The organism is Tomitella gaofuii (genome assembly GCF_014126825.1).
Lineage (GTDB): Bacteria > Actinomycetota > Actinomycetes > Mycobacteriales > Mycobacteriaceae > Tomitella > Tomitella gaofuii.
The window spans coordinates 2,719,094-2,736,764 of record NZ_CP059900.1; the positions used below are offsets into that span (position 1 = coordinate 2,719,094).

13 protein-coding genes and 2 tRNA genes are annotated in these 17,671 nt (G+C 71.0%); 4 read left to right on the forward strand and 11 right to left on the reverse strand.

Translation table 11 applies throughout. From position 1 onward, the window contains the following. Positions 1-22: 22 nt before the first annotated feature. Positions 23-1,465: a 3-isopropylmalate dehydratase large subunit gene (leuC, locus tag H4F70_RS12630; RefSeq protein ID WP_182357443.1), complete on the reverse strand. Its 1,443-nt coding sequence runs from the start codon at positions 1,463-1,465 to the stop codon at positions 23-25. A gap of 92 nt (positions 1,466-1,557) precedes the next feature. Here leuC and H4F70_RS12635 point away from each other — a divergent pair, with 92 nt between their 5' ends. Further along, positions 1,558-2,259: an IclR family transcriptional regulator gene (locus H4F70_RS12635; RefSeq protein ID WP_182357444.1), complete on the forward strand. Its 702-nt coding sequence runs from the start codon at positions 1,558-1,560 to the stop codon at positions 2,257-2,259. A 370-nt stretch (positions 2,260-2,629) separates the two neighbouring features. On the opposite strand, the gene H4F70_RS12640 is transcribed toward H4F70_RS12635, so the two are convergent. From H4F70_RS12640 to serA, 7 genes are all read right to left on the reverse strand, one after another. Next, positions 2,630-2,705: transfer RNA gene (locus H4F70_RS12640), tRNA-Glu, on the reverse strand. A gap of 203 nt (positions 2,706-2,908) precedes the next feature. Continuing rightward, positions 2,909-2,980 (reverse strand) — tRNA-Gln (locus H4F70_RS12645). Between the two features lie 195 nt (positions 2,981-3,175). Beyond that, on the reverse strand, positions 3,176-4,666 hold the full coding sequence (gene gltX / locus H4F70_RS12650) for a glutamate--tRNA ligase (protein WP_182357445.1): 1,491 nt from the start codon (positions 4,664-4,666) through the stop codon (positions 3,176-3,178). Positions 4,667-4,739: 73 nt separating this feature from the next. Next, positions 4,740-6,377, reverse strand: coding sequence for an AMP-binding protein (locus H4F70_RS12655; RefSeq protein WP_182357446.1), 1,638 nt, complete (start codon positions 6,375-6,377; stop codon positions 4,740-4,742). 120 nt (positions 6,378-6,497) lie between these two features. Next, complete coding sequence (locus H4F70_RS12660) at positions 6,498-7,298, reverse strand: fumarylacetoacetate hydrolase family protein (RefSeq protein WP_182357447.1); 801 nt, start codon at positions 7,296-7,298, stop codon at positions 6,498-6,500. 107 nt (positions 7,299-7,405) lie between these two features. Then, positions 7,406-8,413, reverse strand: coding sequence for a 3-isopropylmalate dehydrogenase (locus H4F70_RS12665; protein WP_182357448.1), 1,008 nt, complete (start codon positions 8,411-8,413; stop codon positions 7,406-7,408). Positions 8,414-8,530: 117 nt separating this feature from the next. Next, complete coding sequence (gene serA / locus H4F70_RS12670) at positions 8,531-10,126, reverse strand: phosphoglycerate dehydrogenase (protein WP_182348529.1); 1,596 nt, start codon at positions 10,124-10,126, stop codon at positions 8,531-8,533. 252 nt (positions 10,127-10,378) lie between these two features. Here serA and H4F70_RS12675 point away from each other — a divergent pair, with 252 nt between their 5' ends. Further along, complete coding sequence (locus H4F70_RS12675; protein WP_182360387.1) at positions 10,379-11,050, forward strand: S1 family peptidase; 672 nt, start codon at positions 10,379-10,381, stop codon at positions 11,048-11,050. 129 nt (positions 11,051-11,179) lie between these two features. Here the strand turns inward: H4F70_RS12675 and ilvC are convergent, their stop codons facing one another. From ilvC to H4F70_RS12690, 3 genes are all read right to left on the reverse strand, one after another. Beyond that, the gene (gene ilvC / locus H4F70_RS12680; protein WP_182357449.1) at positions 11,180-12,193 is read right to left on the reverse strand and encodes a ketol-acid reductoisomerase; all 1,014 of its coding nucleotides are present in this window, start codon (positions 12,191-12,193) and stop codon (positions 11,180-11,182) included. 102 nt (positions 12,194-12,295) lie between these two features. Then, the gene (gene ilvN / locus H4F70_RS12685; RefSeq protein WP_182348531.1) at positions 12,296-12,799 is read right to left on the reverse strand and encodes an acetolactate synthase small subunit; all 504 of its coding nucleotides are present in this window, start codon (positions 12,797-12,799) and stop codon (positions 12,296-12,298) included. Beyond that, positions 12,796-14,787 (reverse strand): acetolactate synthase large subunit, encoded by a 1,992-nt coding sequence (locus tag H4F70_RS12690; RefSeq protein ID WP_182357450.1) that lies wholly within the window; start codon positions 14,785-14,787, stop codon positions 12,796-12,798. Before H4F70_RS12690 ends, ilvN begins: the two co-directional genes overlap by 4 nt. Before the next feature lie 351 nt (positions 14,788-15,138). Here H4F70_RS12690 and H4F70_RS12695 point away from each other — a divergent pair, with 351 nt between their 5' ends. Then, positions 15,139-15,666: a PH domain-containing protein gene (locus H4F70_RS12695; protein ID WP_182357451.1), complete on the forward strand. Its 528-nt coding sequence runs from the start codon at positions 15,139-15,141 to the stop codon at positions 15,664-15,666. Positions 15,667-15,760: 94 nt separating this feature from the next. Continuing rightward, positions 15,761-17,602 carry a dihydroxy-acid dehydratase gene (gene ilvD, locus H4F70_RS12700; protein WP_182357452.1) on the forward strand — a complete coding sequence of 614 codons (1,842 nt, stop codon included), beginning with the start codon at positions 15,761-15,763 and terminating at the stop codon, positions 17,600-17,602. Positions 17,603-17,671 lie beyond the last annotated feature (69 nt).

The following is a 17,671-nucleotide window of genomic DNA, read 5'->3' on the forward strand; positions in this document are numbered from 1 at the left end:
CGCGCCGGGCGCGCGGGCGCGGCTAGCCGAGGTCGGCGGGCGCGGAGAGCGTGCCGCGCACGGCGGTCGCCGCCGCCACGGCCGGTGACACCAGATGCGTGCGCCCTCCCTTTCCCTGCCTGCCTTCGAAATTGCGGTTGGAGGTGGAGGCGCACCGCTGGCCGGGCGAGAGCTGATCCGGATTCATTCCCAGGCACATCGAACATCCGGCTTGACGCCACTCCGCGCCCGCCGCGGTGAAGACCTCGCCGAGGCCCTCCTCCTCCGCCTGCGCGCGCACGCGCATCGACCCCGGCACCACCAGCATCCGGACGCCCTCGGCGACTGTGCGTCCGCGCAGCACGTCGGCGACCACGCGCAGGTCCTCGATGCGGCCGTTCGTGCACGACCCGACGAAAACGGTATCGACGGCGATGTCGCGCAGCGGCATTCCCGGACGCAAGTCCATGTACTCCAGGGCCGACGCCACGCTGGCCGCCTCGTCGGCGTCGACGATGGCCTCGGGATCAGGCACGGAGCCGCCCAGCGGCGCCCCCTGGCCCGGGTTGGTCCCCCACGTGACGAAGGGCGTCAGCGTTGCGGCGTCGATGCGGACCTCCTTGTCGAAGACGGCGTCGTCGTCGGTGCGCAGGCCCCGCCAGTGCGCCACGGCGGCGTCCCAGTCCGCCCCCTGCGGTGCGTGCGCGCGGCCCTCGATGAACGCGAAGGTGGTCTCGTCGGGCGCCACCATGCCCGCCCGGGCGCCGGCTTCGATGGACATGTTGCAGATCGTCATCCGTGCCTCCATCGACAGTGCCCGGATGGCCTCGCCCCGATACTCGATGACGTGCCCCTGGCCCCCGCCGGTGCCGATCTGCGCGATCACGGCCAGGATCAGATCCTTCGCCGTCACTCCGTCGGGCAGGATTCCGTCGACCGTGACCGCCATGGTCTTGAACGGGCGCAGCGACAGCGTCTGCGTCGCCATCACGTGTTCGACCTCGGAGGTGCCGATCCCCATGGCCAGTGCGCCGAACGCACCGTGCGTGGAGGTGTGGCTGTCGCCGCAGACTACGGTCATCCCCGGTTGCGTCAGGCCCAGCTGGGGTCCCACCACGTGCACGATGCCCTGCTCGATGTTCCCCATCGGATGCAGACGCACGCCGAACTCCTCGCAGTTGCGGCGCAGGGTCTCCACCTGCGTGCGCGAGGTGGGATCGGCGATCGGCTTGTCGATGTCCACCGTCGGCACGTTGTGGTCCTCGGTGGCGATCGTGAGGTCGGGCCGGCGCAGTTTCCGCCCCGCCAGGCGCAGGCCCTCGAACGCCTGCGGACTCGTGACCTCGTGCACCAGGTGCAGGTCGATGTAGATCAGGTCCGGCTTGCGCTGCGCGCCCTCGCCCTCCCCCTTGACGACGACGTGCTCGTCCCAGACCTTCTCCGCGAGAGTGCGAGGCGCCGACGCCCGAGTTGCTCCATCACTCATGCCACTCAAATCCCTTCAACGCGCCGTCCCGCGGTCCGGTCGTCCGGACCCCGACCGTGGTGTCTCAACATACGAGACGATAATATCGTTCTGTGAGACATCATAGCGGCATCGGCGTCCTCGACAAGGCCATGGGGGTCCTCCTCGCGGCGGCCGAACGCCCCTGCAACCTCTCGGATCTCTGCGAACGCACCGCACTGCCCCGCGCCACCGCCCACCGACTCGCCGTGGGGCTGGAGACGCACGGCATGTTGCTGCGCAACGGGGACGGACTGTGGCAGATCGGCCCCCGGGTGGGCGAGCTCGCGTCCGCGGTACAGGACCCGCTGGTGGACGCCGCCGCACACGTCCTGCCCCGGCTCCGCGACATCACGGGCGAATCGGTGCAGCTCTACCGCCGTGACGGCACCGAACGCGTCTGCATCGCGAGCGCTGAGCCGCCTTCCGGGTTGCGCGACACCGTCCCGACCGGCACCCGCCTGCCCATGACGGCCGGCTCCGGCGCGAAGGTGCTCGCGGCATGGTGCGCCGACCACGTGCGCAAGGATCTGCTCACGGGGGCGCGGTTCACCGAGCGGACCCTCGCCGAGGTCCGCCGCCGCGGATGGGCACAGTCGAGCGCCGAGCGGGAGCAAGGGGTGGCGAGCGTCGCCGCGCCCATCCGGGATCCCCGCGGCACCGTCGTGGCCGCGATCTCCGTGTCCGGCCCCACCGACAGGATCGGCCGCCGCCCCGGCACGCGCTGGGCGGACGACCTCCTCGCCGCCGCCGACGCACTGCAGCGCAGGCTCTGAGCCGCCCGACGCCGGTAACGAAGCAGTAACCGCGCCGATATACTCTTCGGGCGGCGCGGCTGCGGTGACGTCGCTCCAGTATCCGTACGCACCGAAGTGCAGTCAGGAAAGGACCCGCCCATGCCTATCGATGAGATCGTCGGCTCCAGTCTCGGCATCCCCTCCTTCTTCATCGTCAAGCTCGCTCAGCTCTCCGTGGTCATCCAGGGGCGGGCCGGGCTGGATTCGCTGCTGAGCTGATCGGCGCGCAGATCACCGCCCCCACCGGCCACGGCCGTTGGGGGCGTTCGTGATTTCGGGGGATCTCACCGATTGCGCATCCCCCGCAGCAGAAAGCGGGCCCACCCCGGAAACGAGGTGGGCCCGCTTGTGGTAGCCCCGACGGGATTCGAACCCGCGTTACCGCCTTGAGAGGGCGGCGTCCTAGGCCGCTAGACGACGGGGCCAGGAACTTGCCGTATCTTCATTTGTCACCAGCATTCCCGGCCGCGGCACCATCCGCACACAGAGCGAACCATCGCACTGCACTCGGTGGGCCCCAGCCAGTTTAACCGGCTCGAATCCGCTCTCCAAATCGCCTCCGCGCCGAAACCCTGCACGTGGCATCTCCGGGCCGTGACGCCCAGAGACGGTGGGAGCGAACTCGTCGCTGGGGTACCAGGACTCGAACCTAGAATGGCTGAACCAGAATCAGCTGTGTTGCCAATTACACCATACCCCATCACTTCGACCGGGCACGCGAACGATCCGGCCTTCGCCGGTCTCTCGCTCTCCCGCTCGAACGATGAGAACACTACCAGGGCCTCCCCCCGTTTACACAAATCGACAGGTGGTGGCGCCCGTCACCCGGCGGCGCACGGGGTCGGGCCGCGCCGTCGGGGCCCCGGCGGCGCCGGGGCCCCGACGGCGCGGAGGGTCATTCTTCCGCCGCGGCTGCCGCGAGTTCCCGAGCCGCCGCGAGCCGGCGCAGGCTCCGCTCACGGCCGAGCAGCTCCATCGATTCGAACAGCGGCGGGCTGATGTGCGACCCGCTCACGGCCACGCGGACCGGCCCGAAGGCCTTGCGCGGCTTGATGCCCAGACCGTCGACGAGCGCCCCCTTGAGGGCCTGTTCGATGGCCTCGGTGTTCCACTCCCCCAGCCCCTCGAGCGCGGCGGTGGCGGCCTCGATCACCGGCACCGCCTCCGCCTTGAGATTCTTCGCGGCGGACTTTTCGTCCACGACGAACTCGGCGTCCGGGGCGAACAGGAAACGCAGCAGCCCCCACGCGTCGGACAGGACCACGATCCGCGTCTGCACCAGATCGGCCGCCGCCCGCCACACGGCCTCGTCGACGTCCCCGGGGAGCTGCCCCGCTGCCGTGAGGAATGCGCGCAGGCGCTCCGCGAAGTCGGCCGGCTCGAGCAGCCGGATGTGCTCGGCGTTGATCGCGTCGGCCTTCTTCTGGTCGAACCGGGCCGGATTGGAGTTGACCGCACCGATGTCGAAGGCCGCGACCATCTCGTCCATGGAGAACACGTCGTGGTCGTCGGAGATCCCCCAGCCCAGCAGTGCCAGATAGTTCAGCAGCCCCTCGGGGAGGAAGCCGCGGTCGCGGTGGTGGAACAAGCTGGACTCCGGGTCGCGCTTGGACAGCTTCTTGTTGCCCGCGCCCATCACGAACGGCAGGTGCCCGAACCGCGGGGTGAACTCCGCCACGCCGATCCGCTGCAGGGCCGCATACAGCGCGAGCTGCCGCGGCGTGCTGGAGAGCAGGTCCTCGCCGCGCAGCACGTGGGTGATGCCCATCATCGCGTCGTCGACGGGGTTGACCAGCGTGTACAGCGGCACGCCGTTGCCGCGGGTCAGGGCGAAGTCCGGCACGCTCCCGGCCCGGAACGACACTTCCCCGCGCACGAGGTCGGTCCACGTCAGATCCTCGTCGGGCATCCGCAGGCGGACCACCGGCCTGCGCCCCTGCTCCACGAACGCCGCCCGCTGCTCCGCGGTGAGGTCGCGGTCGAAGTTGTCGTAGCCCAGCTTCGGGTCGCGGCCGGCGGCGCGGTGCCGCTCCTCGACCTCCTCGGGGGTGGAAAACGACTCGTAGGCGTCGCCCGACTCGACGAGCCGCCGCACCACGTCCAGGTGGAGGTCGCGCCGCTGCGACTGCCGATACGGCGCGTGCGGGCCGCCGACGTCCGGCCCCTCGTCCCAGTCGATCCCCAGCCACTGCAACGCGTCGATGATCGCGTGGTACGACTCCTCGCTGTCGCGCGCGGCGTCGGTGTCTTCGATCCGGAAGACCAGCTTGCCCCCCGTGTGACGGGCGTAGGCCCAGTTGAACAGCGCGGTGCGCACGAGCCCGACGTGCGGCGTACCGGTGGGCGAAGGGCAGAATCTGACGCGGACTTCAGACGGAGTGCTCATGCCCGGAAGCCTAGTCGGCGCATGTCAGGTCCCCCGCAGCCGCGCCCTGCGTCCGCCGGGCCCCGCTCTACCGTCATCCCTGCACCCGCGAAGTGCGGCCTTCCCACTCCTTGTCGCGCAGTGCGTTCTTGCGGATCTTGCCGGTCGAGGTCGTGGGCAGTTCCACCACAAACTCCACCGCCCCCGGCGCCTTGTACCGCGCGATGCGGGCCCGGACGTGGTCGATCAGATCGACTGCCGCCACGTCGGCCCCGTCCGCGAGCACGACGAAGGCCTTCGGCCGTTCCCCCCATTTCTCGTCGGGCACCCCGACGACGGCCACATCGCGCACCGCCGGGTGCGTCAGCAGCGCCTGCTCCACCTCGATGGTCGAGATGTTCTCGCCGCCGGAGACGACGACGTCCTTGGCGCGGTCGAGGATCTGCACGTACCCGTCGGGGTGCATGACCGCCAGGTCCCCCGAGTGGAACCATCCGCCGCGGAACGCCTCGGCCGTCGCCTCGTCGCCGCGGAAGTAGCCCTTCATCACGCCATTGCCCCGCATGACGATCTCGCCCATCGTGGCGCCGTCGCGTGGCACGTCCACCAGTTCGTCCCCCGGACGCTGTTCGACGACCCGCATCCGGTCCCCGCTCACCATGCCGATGCCCTGGCGCGCCATGAGCGCGGCACGCTCGTCCGCGGGCAGCCCCGCCCACGCCGGCTGCGGCTCGCACGACGAGTAGGGCCCGTACGTCTCGGTGAGCCCGTAAACGTGGACGACGGTGATGCCGAGGGCCTCGAACTTCGCGATGATCGTCGGCGACGGCGGCGCCCCCGCCGTCACCATCGACAACGCGCCGCCCATCGGGCGCGCGTCGGAGGACGCCGCCATCGTGTTGAGAACGGTGGGCGCACCGGCCATGCGCGTGATGCGTTCCTCGCCGATGAGCCGCCAGACGTCTTCGCCGCGCACGGCACGCAGGCACACGTGCGTTCCGGAGACCGCCGTGAGCGCCCACGTGGTGCACCAGCCGTTGCAGTGGAACATCGGCAGCGTCCACAGGTACCGGGTGAGCGGCGCGAGGTCCTGCGTGACCACCTCGCCCAGCGCGTTCAGATACGCGCCCCGGTGCGTGTACATCACGCCCTTGGGCCGGCCGGTGGTGCCCGAGGTGTAGTTGACCGCGATGGTCGCGGTCTCGTCGTCCACCTCCCACGCGTACGGCGCCGCCGGGGCCAGTGCGATCCAGTCGGCGTACGCCTCGACCCGGTCCGCACCCGGGCCACCGCCGGTCCGGAGTGCGCCGGGGCCGCCGCCGGCGTCCGGGTGCACCACGACGGCACCCACTCCGTCCGGGACCCCCGCCGCCACCACGGGTGCGAGCAGTTCGGCGTCGCCGAACAGGAAGCGAGCCCCGGAATGCTCGAGGATGTACCGGACCTCGGGCACGGCCAGCCGGGTGTTCATCATCACCAGTACGCCGCCGGCCAGCGGCACCGCGTAATGCGCGATCAGTGCTTCGGCACTGTTGGGCGCGAGCACCGCCACGGTCTCCCCGGCGGCGAGGCCCCGGGCGCGCAGGCCCGCCGCCAGGCGTTGCACGGTGTCCGCCATCTCACGATGGCTGAACCGCCGCGGTCCGTCGACGATCGCCTCGGCATCCGGGTGCGCCTCGAGCGAGCGCTCCAGGAATCGCAGCGGGGTGAGCGGTGTGTCCAGGCCGGCCATGACGACTCCTCGATCTCAGCGGGTGTTCGCTACCTGCACTGTGATCCTCGGCACGCGCATTGTCACCCCCCGGTCGGGGTCATTCCGAGCGGTCCGCTCCCGCCCGCGGCGCCACGCCGCTCAGGCCCGGTCGGCGACGGGGTTGCGCAGCAGGCCGATGCCGTCGACCGCCACGCCCACCGTCTGCCCGGCCGACATCGGCCCCACCCCGGCGGGCGTGCCCGTGAGGATGACGTCGCCGGGCAGCAAGGTCATCACGTCCGAGATCCAGGCGATGAGGGTCGGGATGTCATGCAGCAGCAGCGACGTGTTCGAGTCCTGCACCACCTCCCCGTCGAGCGTCGTGCGCAGGCGCACCGCGGAGGCGTCGAGGTCGGTTTCGATCCAGGGGCCCATGGGGCAGAACGAGTCGTGCCCCTTGGCGCGGGTCCACTGGCCGTCGTGGCGCTGCTGGTCGCGGGCGGTGACGTCGTTGGCGCAGGTGTACCCCAGCACCACCTCCAGCGCACGCTCGGCCGGCACCGACTTGGCCACCTGGCCGATGACGACGGCGAGTTCGCCCTCGTAGTGGACCTCCTGGGAGGTCGGCGGCCGGTTGATCGGCACGTCCGGCCCGATGATCGAGGTGGACGGCTTGATGAAGATCACCGGGTCCGCCGGTGGCTCGCTGCCCATCTCGGCAGCGTGGTCTGCGTAGTTCTTGCCGACGCAGATGACCTTGCTGGCGAGGATCGGCGCCAGCAGCCGGACCTCCGCCAGCGACCAGCTGCGGCCGGTGAACGTGGGGGTGCCGAACGGGTGGTCCTTGATCTCGTGCGCGCGCATCTCGGCGGGCACGCGGCCGCTGGTCATGTCCACGTCGCCGTCGTCGATCTTGACGAAGGCGACACCGTCCGTGCTGATCACTCGTCCCAGTCGCATGCGCTCATCCTAACGGCGTCCCACCGGACGGCGTACGACGGCGACGGCCCGCCCCCGATCGTGCCGGGGGCGGGCCGTCGCCGTGCCGCAGAAGCGGTCGCCGCGCCTCAGATGCGCGCGATGATGCGTTCGCCCGTCTCCGCGGTGCCCGCGGACCCCGTGCGCTCGCGCAGGTCCGCGGCGACGGCCTGCTCGATGCGTGCGGACTCCTCGGTGCGTCCGAGGTGTTCGAGCAGCAGTGAGGCCGACAGGATCGCGGCGGTGGGGTCGGCCTTGTCCTGACCGGCGATGTCCGGAGCACTGCCGTGCACCGGCTCGAACATGCTCGGATTGGTGCCTGTGGCGTCGATGTTGCCGCTGGCCGCCAGCCCGATGCCGCCACTGACCGCGGCCGCGAGGTCGGTGATGATGTCCCCGAACAGGTTGTCGGTGACGATCACGTCGAACCGTCCCGGGTCGGTCACCATGTGGATGGTGGCGGCGTCGACGTGCATGTACGCCCGCTCCACATCCGGGTACTCGGCGCCGACCTCCTCGACCGTGCGGGTCCACAACGTGCCCGCGTAGGCCAGCACGTTGTTCTTGTGCACCAACGTGAGGCGTCCCCGGCGCGCGGACGCCTTCTCGAACGCGTAGCGCACCACGCGCTCCACACCGAACCGGGTGTTGGTGCTGACCTCGGTGGCGACCTCGTGCGGCGTATCCACCCGGATGGCGCCGCCCGTGCCGGTGTAGGGCCCCTCGGTGCCCTCGCGGACGACGAGGAAGTCGATCGTCGGCGTCCCGGACAGCGGGCTCGTCACGCCCGCGTACAGCTTGGACGGGCGCAGGTTCACGTGGTGGTCCAGCGCGAACCGCGTATTGAGCAGCAGGCCGCGCTCGAGCACGCCGCTGGGCACGGACGGGTCGCCGATCGCGCCGAGCAGGATCGCGTCGTGCCCGCGGATCTCGTCGAGCACGCCGTCCGGCATGAGCTCCCCGGTGCGGTGATACCGCTGGGCGCCCAGGTCGTACTCGGTGGTCTCCACGCCCGGAACCACGGTACGCAGCGCCCCCAGGGCCTGGCCGACCACCTCGGGGCCGATCCCGTCGCCTGCGATGACGGCGAGTTTCATCGTTTCCTCACTTCGCATGGTCCGCGGAGCACCGGGCGGCGCGCCGCGTATTCGTCAGTAGGACACGCCGCCGGTCCGCGGCGGCAGCGGTGGGCGCGGGCCGGCCCCGCCGCGTCGTCAGGACAGCTCGACCTGCTCGACGCGGGAGGCGGACACGGCGTCCTTGAGGCCGGTGAGCACGTCGTCGGACGCCGTCTCGGAGAGCCGCAGGATGATCGTGGCACCGGTGCCCTCCGCGTCGTGCGAGAGGGCCGCGGCCTGGATGTCGATGCCCGCGTCGCCCAGCACCGTGCCGATCTTGCCCAGCGCGCCCGGGGCGTCCGCGTAGCTGATGAGCACGTTGTTGCCCTCGGCGCGGATGTCGAAGCTGCGGCCGTTGATCCTGACCAGCTTCTCCACCTGCTGCAGCCCAGTGAGCGCGCCCGCCACCGACACCACGCCGCCGTCCGCCGTGACGGCCTTGACCTCCACCACGCTGCGGTGCGTGCTGCTCTCGGTGTGCGTGTCCACGCTGACGGTGACGCCGCGCTGCTCGGCCATCTGCGGCGCGTTGACGAAGGTGACCGCGTCGTCGGTGATCGCCGAGAACATGCCGCGCAGCGCGGCGAGCCCGAGGATCTCGACGGTGGCGGAGGACAGCTCGCCGCGCACGTCCACCTGCACCGTGCTGGGCGCGCCCTCCGAGAGGATCCCGGCGACCAGGCCGAGCTTGCGCACCAGCTCGAGCCAGGGCGAGACCTCCTCGCCCACAGGGCCTCCGGAGACGTTGACGGCGTCGGGGACGAACTCGCCGGCCAGCGCCAGCAGCACGGACTTGGCGACGTCCGTGCCCGCGCGGTCCTGCGCCTCCGCGGTGGACGCGCCCAGGTGCGGGGTCACCACCACCTGGTCCAGGGCGAACAGCGGGGAATCCGTGCACGGCTCGGTGGCGTAGACGTCGAATCCGGCGCCGCGCACCCGCCCGGAGACGATGGCGTCGTGCAGGGCGTCCTCGTCGATGAGGCCGCCGCGCGCGGCGTTGACGATGATGGCGCCCTCCTTGATGCCCGCCAGCTGCTCCGCGCCGATGAGGCCCTTGGTCTCCGGCGTCTTCGGCAGGTGCACGGTGATCATGTCCGCGCGCGCGAGGAGCTCGTCCAGGCTGAGCAGTTCGATCCCGAGCTGCGCGGCGCGCGCGGCCGGCAGGTAGGGGTCGTAGGCGACGATCTTGGTTTCGAACGCCGCCAGCCGCTGCGCCACCAGCTGGCCGATGCGCCCGAGGCCGACGATGCCGACGGTCTTGTCGAGCAGCTCGACGCCGTTGAAGCTGCTGCGCTTCCACTCACCGTCGCGCAGCGTCTTGTCCGCCGCAGGAATCTGCCGCGCCGTGGACATGAGCAGCGCGATCGCGTGCTCCGCCGCGGAATGGATGTTGGAGGTGGGCGCGTTGACCACCATCACGCCGCGCTCGGTGGCGGCGGGGATGTCGACGTTGTCCAGGCCCACCCCGGCGCGTCCCACGATCTTCAGGTTGGGGGCCGCGGCGAGCACCTCGGCATCCACCGTCGTCGCGGAGCGCACCAGCAGCGCGTCCGCATCCGGGACCGCGGCGAGCAGCTCGGGCCGATGGGGACCATCGACCCAGCGGACCTCGACATCTCCCCCGAGCGCCTCGACGGTCGACTGGGCCAGCTTGTCTGCGATCAGGACTACGGGACGGCCTGACTGGGTCACGGGTGTGTCTCCCCTGCGGTAGTGGAATATCTGGACCGCCCCAGCTTACGGCCCCGTGGCCGCAGTCCCGACGTCGCATCCGGCGCCGCCCGCCGCCGCGCGCCTCTTGTAGCGGTGACACGGATTGTGCTCCCATACGATGGCACCATCCGCGACGAATGCGGACCGGTCGAGACGAGGGGATCACCCGTGCACGTTCTTTCCCGCACACACAACCCGCGCTTCCGCGCGCGCACGGCGCGTCCGCACCGGATGCGCAGGGCGTGGACGGCCGCGGCCGCGGCGGTCGTCACGGCGGCATCGGCGGTCTCGCTGGCCGCGCCCGCCACGGCCGCACCGGCCCAGGCGGTATTGGGCGGCGGCTCCGGGATCCTCCTGGTGGACGGGGCGGGCGACATCGCGGCATGCACGCTCACGACGATCGGGCAGGACGGCGGCGGCCGGCTCGTGGGCCTCACCGCCGGGCACTGCGGCGACCCGGGCGACGCGGTGGTGCCGGAGTTCGGCTGGGACGGCACACCGGTCGGCACGATCGTCGACGAGTACCCGGCGCTCGACGTCGCCGTCGTGCAGTTCGACCCCGCGTTGGTCGTCCCCGTCAACGAGGTGGGCGGCATCACGATCACGCGCACCGGCAGCCCCGTCAACTTTCCCGGCGTCGCCTGCAAGGACGGGCGCACCACCGGCGTCACGTGCGGCGTCACCTGGCTCACCGACACCGTGCGGCACGAGACCTGGACCCAGATCTGCGTCATGGAGGGCGATTCCGGCGCGCCCGTGGTGGTCGGCACGACCCTCGTCGGCATGGTCAACGCCTTCATCCAGGTGCCCTGCCTGAGCCCCACCGTGGGCACCACCATGGTCGCGGCGCTGGACGCGATCAACGCCGCCGGCGGTGTCGGCGCCGGGTTCCGGCCCATCTGACCGGCACGCACGGTCACGCACGGTCACGGACCGGGAACCTCCGCAAACGACGACGCCGCCCGCCCCCACTGCCGGGGGCGGGCGGCGTCGACTGCGCGCGGTGCGCCTGCGTCCGCGCGCGGAGGGGCGTCAGGCCGTCTCGGTGATGGGGCGGTCGACCCAGCTCATGAGGCTGCGCAGCTTGCCGCCGACGACCTCGATCTGGTGCTCGGCGTTCTCCTTGCGCAGCGCCTCGAGCTCCTTGTTGCCGCCCTCGACGTTGGCGACGAGGCGCTTGACGAACTCGCCCGACTGGATGTCGGCGAGCACCTCGCGCATGCGCTCCTTGGTGGACTCGTCGATGACGCGCGGACCGGACAGGTAGCCGCCGAACTCCGCGGTGTCGGACACCGAGTAGTTCATCCGCGCGATGCCGCCCTCGTACATCAGGTCGACGATGAGCTTGAGCTCGTGCAGCACCTCGAAGTAGGCCATCTCCGGCGCGTAGCCGGCCTCGACCATCACCTCGAAGCCGGTCTGCACCAGCTTCTCCGTGCCGCCGCACAGCACCGCCTGCTCGCCGAACAGGTCGGTCTCGGTCTCTTCCTTGAAGGTGGTCTTGATCGTGCCGGCGCGCGTGCCGCCGATGCCCCGGGCGTAGGACAGGCACAGCGCCTGGCCCTCACCCTTGGGGTCCTGCTGGACGGCGATGAGGCAGGGGACGCCCTTGCCGTCGACGAACTGGCGGCGCACCAGGTGGCCGGGACCCTTGGGCGCGACCATGCCGATGGTGATGTTCGCCGCCGGCTTGATCAGCTCGAAGTGGATGTTGAGGCCGTGCCCGAACAGCAGCGCGTCGCCGTCCTTGAGGTTGGGCTCGATGTCATTGGTGAAGATCGACGCCTGCGCGGTGTCCGGCGCGAGCAGCATGATGACGTCGGCCCACGCGCTGACCTCCGCGGGGGTGCCGACCGTGAGCCCCTGCTCCTCCGCCTTGGCCCGCGACTTGGACCCCTCCTTGAGGCCGATGCGCACGTCCACGCCGGAGTCGCGCAGGCTCAGCGAGTGCGCGTGCCCCTGGCTGCCGTGGCCGATCACAGCGACCTTGCGGCCCTGGATGATCGACAGATCGGCATCGTCGTCGTAGAAGATCTCGACTGCCACGTTGATTTCCCTTCATAGAGTGTTCGGCGGTGCTGCCAGTGCCGAGGACGAGCATTGTGCGTGCGGTGCGTGACCGGAGTCTCCGGCCGTGTACCGGTGAATCTATCGGGTCGCCGTGATCGACTTGGGGCCGCGGCCCACCGCGACCACCCCGGACTGGACGATCTCGCGGATGCCGTAGTCGTCGAGCATCCGCATCAAGGCCTCGAGTTTGTCGCGCGTGCCGGTGGCCTCGATGGTGAGCGCCTCCGGCGACGCGTCGATGACCTTGGCGCGGAACAGGCCCACCGCCTCGATCACCTGTGAGCGCACGGTGGCGTCGGCGCGGACCTTGATCATCACGAGCTCGCGGGCCACCGAGTTGGCCGGGTCCTGCTCGACGATCTTGATGACGTTGACGAGCTTGTTGAGCTGCTTGGTCACCTGCTCGAGCGGGAAGTCCTCGACCGTCACGACGATCGTCATCCGTGAGATGCCCGGCACCTCGGTGCTGCCGACCGCGAGCGAGGCGATGTTGTAGCCGCGCCGCGAGAACAGCGACGACACGCGCGCGAGCACGCCCGGCTTGTCCTCGACCAGGACGCTCAGCGTGTGGGTGGTGCTCACTTGTCGGTTCCCTCCGTCTCGGTCTGCGCCGTCTCGCCGCCGGCGGCGGTGAGCCGGTGCCGATCCTGCGCCTCGGCGGCCGCCTCGATGGCGGCCGGCTCCGCGGTCTCGTCGTCGTCGAACAGCGGCCGGATGTCGCGGGCCGCCATGATCTGGTCGTTCCCGGTGCCGGAGGCGACCATCGGCCACACCTGGGCGTCGGCGCCCACGATGAAGTCGATGACCACCGGGCGGTCGTCGATGGCGCGGGCCTGCGCGATCACCGCCTCGACGTCCTCCTCGCGTTCGCACCGCAGTCCCACGCAGCCCAGCGCCTCGGCGAGGGCGACGAAATCGGGGATGCGCCGCGAGTGCGTGGCCAGGTCGGTGTTGGAGTACCGCTCCTCGTAGAAGAGCGTCTGCCACTGGCGGACCATGCCCAGGTTGCCGTTGTTGATCAGCGCGACCTTGATCGGCACCCCCTCGATGGCGGCGGTGGCCAGCTCCTGGTTGGTCATCTGGAAGCAGCCGTCGCCGTCGATGGCCCACACCTCGGTGTCCGGCATGCCCATCTTGGCGCCGAGCGCCGCCGGGATGGCGTAGCCCATGGTCCCCAGACCGCCCGAGTTGAGCCACGTGCGCGGCTTCTCGTAGTGCACGAACTGCGCGGCCCACATCTGGTGCTGCCCCACGCCGGCCACGTAGACGGCGTCCGGACCGGCGGCCTTGCCGACCGCCTCGATGACGTACTCGGGGGACAGCGCGCCGTCGGCCGGCCGGTCGTAGCTCAACGGGTACGTCGCCCGCAGGCCGTCGAGGTAGGCCCACCACTCGGACAGGTCCGGCGCGGGCGCGGACGTGCGCTCCTCGCGGATGGCGCGCAGCAGCTCGACGATCACCTCGCGGCAGTCGCCGACGATGGGGACGTCCGCGTGCCGGTTCTTGCCGATCTCGGCCGGATCGATGTCCGCGTGGACCACCTTGGCATGCGGCGCGAACGAATCGAGCTTGCCGGTGACGCGGTCGTCGAACCGGGCGCCGAGGGTGACGAGCAGGTCTGCGCGCTGCAGCGCCGCCACCGCGGACACGGCCCCGTGCATGCCGGGCATGCCGCAGTGCTGGGGGTGGCTGTCCGGGAAGGCGCCGCGCGCCATGAGCGTGGTGACCACGGGGATGCCGGTGAGCTCGGCCAGCTCCAGCAGTTCCGCCGAGGCCTCCGCCTTGATGATGCCGCCGCCCACGTAGAGCACGGGCGCCTTGGCGGCGGCGATGAGCCGCGCCGCCTCCCGCACCTGCTTGACGTGGGGTTTGGTGACCGGGCGGTACCCGGGCAGGTTCATCTCCGGTGGCCAGATGAAGGTGGTCTGCGCCTGCAGCACGTCCTTGGGAATGTCCACGAGCACCGCACCCGGCCGGCCCGACGACGCGATGTGGAACGCCTCGGCGATCACCCGGGGGATGTCCGCCGCGTCGCCGATGAGGAAGTTGTGCTTGGTCACGGGCATGGTGATTCCCGCGATGTCGGCCTCCTGGAACCCGTCGCTGCCGATGAGGGTCCGCGCCACCTGGCCGGTGATCGCCACCACCGGCACCGAGTCCATCTGCGCGTCCGCCAACGGGGTCACCAGGTTGGTCGCGCCCGGCCCGGACGTCGCCATGCACACTCCGACGCGACCCGTGGCCTGGGCGAACCCCGTGGCCGCGTGGCCGGCGCCCTGCTCATGCCGGACGAGGACGTGGCGCACGCGCTGCGAGTCGAACAGCGGATCGTAGACCGGCAGGATCGCACCGCCCGGAATGCCGAAGACCGTGTCGACGCCGAGCTCCTCGAGCGACCGGACGACCGACTGCGCGCCGGTCACGATCTCCGGGGGCACGGTGCGGCGGCCGGAGACCGCCGCGGCGGTCTCCTGGGCGGCGACGAGCGTGCCGTCGGACGTCGAATCATCGGCACTGGTGGACGTGGCCTTCCGCGGCTGCGGCTGCGGCCGCGCGGTGGGTGCGCTCACTGCATGCTTCCTCTGGTCGGGCCCGCCGCGCAGTGTTTCCGTGCGCGGGGACGGGGGTGGTCGGTGCTGGGGACAACAAAAAACCCCCGCCAGCAGAAGCTGCTGTACGAGGGTGGCGCGTCGAAGCGGGAACGGCTCAGGTGACTGGTCGGTTCACGCTTGGCCGCGCCAGCCGATTACGAGCAATTCCGAGTGCTTCATGCCCATGACAGTATGCGCGCAGCGGGCGCATAGTCAACTCCAGCGGCATCGAAGGACGACCGGGCGTGCCGGACGCCATCTGCTACCGAACCCGCACGAGGGGTGTCCCATGGTGAGGGAGCCCGAGGCCGGGATGCGAGGATCGGGATCGTGTCGCCCTCGCATGACGTTCCCCCCGATGATACCCCGGCGGAAGAACAGCCCCCCGCCGCTCCCGCGCCCGCGGTGTTCCGCATCCCCGGCAGCGGCTACTTCGTCGTCGCCTGCCTGGCCGCCCTCATCCTCATCCCCGTCCTGAACTGGCCGGCCTACACGGGCTGGCTGCTGCTCATTCCGGTATTCCTCGCGTGGTGGGTGGCGCGCATGCGCACCACCGTCTCGCCCGCCGGGGCGGAGGTCCGCACCACCACCGGCCACCGATCCGTGCCGTGGGACCAGGTGCGCGGCGTCGTGTTCCCGCACCCGCGGGTGTTCGGCATCAGCTGGGCGCGCGCGTATCTGCGCGACGGGACGGTGGTGCGGCTGTCCGCCGTCACCTGGAACGACATCCCACGGGTCTCGCAGGCCAGCGGAGGGCGCCTCCCCGACCCCACCGTGCTGCGCTCGCAGGCGCCGGCCGACGACCCCGGCGACGACGCCCCGGCCCGCGCCGACCGGGTCGAAGAGGACCCCGAGTAACCTCCGCAGCGGGCCATCACACCCCGCGAGACGCCCCGGGTCCCGGGACGCCCCGGGTTCCAGAACGACGAGCCACGAGACGACGAGGTCGAGCATGCCACCACTCCGCTCCAGAACCACCACCGCCGGCCGCGGGGCCGCGGGCGCCCGCGCCCTGTGGCGCGCCACCGGAATGACCGATTCGGACTTCGGCAAGCCCATCGTCGCGATCGCCAACTCCTACACCCAGTTCGTCCCCGGCCACGTGCACCTCAAGGACGTCGGCGAGATCGTCGCCGAGGCGGTGCGCGCCGCCGGCGGCGTGGCCAAGGAGTTCAACACGATCGCCGTGGACGACGGCATCGCCATGGGCCACGGCGGCATGCTCTACTCGCTGCCCAGCCGCGAGATCATCGCCGACTCGGTCGAGTACATGGTCAATGCGCACACCGCCGACGCCCTCGTGTGCATCTCCAACTGCGACAAGATCACCCCCGGCATGCTCAACGCCGCGATGCGCCTGAACATCCCCACCGTCTTCGTCTCCGGCGGCCCCATGGAAGCCGGCAAGGCGGTGGTGGTCGACGGCGTGGCGCAGGCGCCCACGGACCTGATCACCGCGATCTCCGCGAGCGCCAGCGACGCCGTCGACGACGCCGGCCTGGCCGAAGTCGAGGCGTCCGCGTGCCCCACCTGCGGGTCGTGCTCGGGGATGTTCACCGCCAACTCCATGAACTGCCTCACCGAGGCGCTCGGCCTCGCCCTGCCCGGCAACGGCTCCACGCTCGCGACGCACGCCGCGCGCCGAGCGCTGTTCACGGACGCCGGCCGCACCGTCGTCGACATCGCCCGGCGCTACTACGGCGACGACGACGAGTCCGTCCTGCCCCGCTCCGTCGCCTCGCGCGAGGCCTTCGCCAACGCCATGTCGCTGGACGTGGCCATGGGCGGGTCCACGAACACCGTGCTGCACATCCTCGCCGCCGCGCAGGAGGGCGAGATCGACTTCGACCTCGACGACATCGACGCCATCAGCCGCCGCGTGCCGTGCCTGTCCAAGGTGGCCCCGAACTCCGACTACCACATGGAGGACGTGCACCGGGCCGGCGGAATCCCCGCGCTGCTGGGCGAACTGCACCGGGCGGGCCTGCTCAGCAAGGACGTGAGCACGGTCCACACCCCCACCGTCGACCAGTGGCTGGGCGCCTGGGACATCCGCTCCGGCACCGCCACCGACGAGGCGCTCGAGATCTTCCACGCCGCGCCCGGCGGGGTGCGCACCACCACGCCGTTCTCCACCGACAACCGGTGGTCGTCACTCGACACCGACGCCGCGGGCGGCTGCATCCGCGACCTCGCGCACGCGTACACCGCCGAGGGCGGGCTGTGCGTGCTGCGCGGCAACATCGCCGAGAACGGCGCGGTGCTCAAGACCGCCGGCATCGACGAGGACCTGTTCAGCTTCACCGGGCCCGCGCACGTCGTCGAGTCGCAGGAGGAGGCGGTCTCCGAGATCCTCAGCAAGAAGGTCATGCCCGGCGAGGTCGTCGTGGTGCGCTACGAGGGTCCGGCGGGCGGCCCCGGCATGCAGGAGATGCTCCACCCCACGTCGTTCCTCAAGGGGCTCGGTCTGGGCAAGGTGTGCGCGCTCATCACCGACGGCCGCTTCTCCGGCGGCACCTCGGGCCTCTCCATCGGGCACGTCTCCCCCGAGGCGGCTGCGGGCGGTGCCATCGGCCTGATCGAGAACGGCGATCAGATCCGCATCGACGTCGCCTCCCGCACGCTCGAGGTGCTCGTCGCCGACGAGGAGCTGGCCCGCCGCCGCGCAGCCATGGAGGCCTCCGAACAGCCGTGGACGCCCGTCGGCCGCGAGCGGACGGTCACCAAGGCGCTGCGCGCCTACGCCACGATGGCCTCGTCGGCCGACAAGGGCGCGGTGCGCATCGTCGACTGAGGCGCCGACCCCGGGACGCCGAAACGGCGCGCAGCCCCTCCCCGCCGGGAGGGGCTGCGCGCCGTTTCA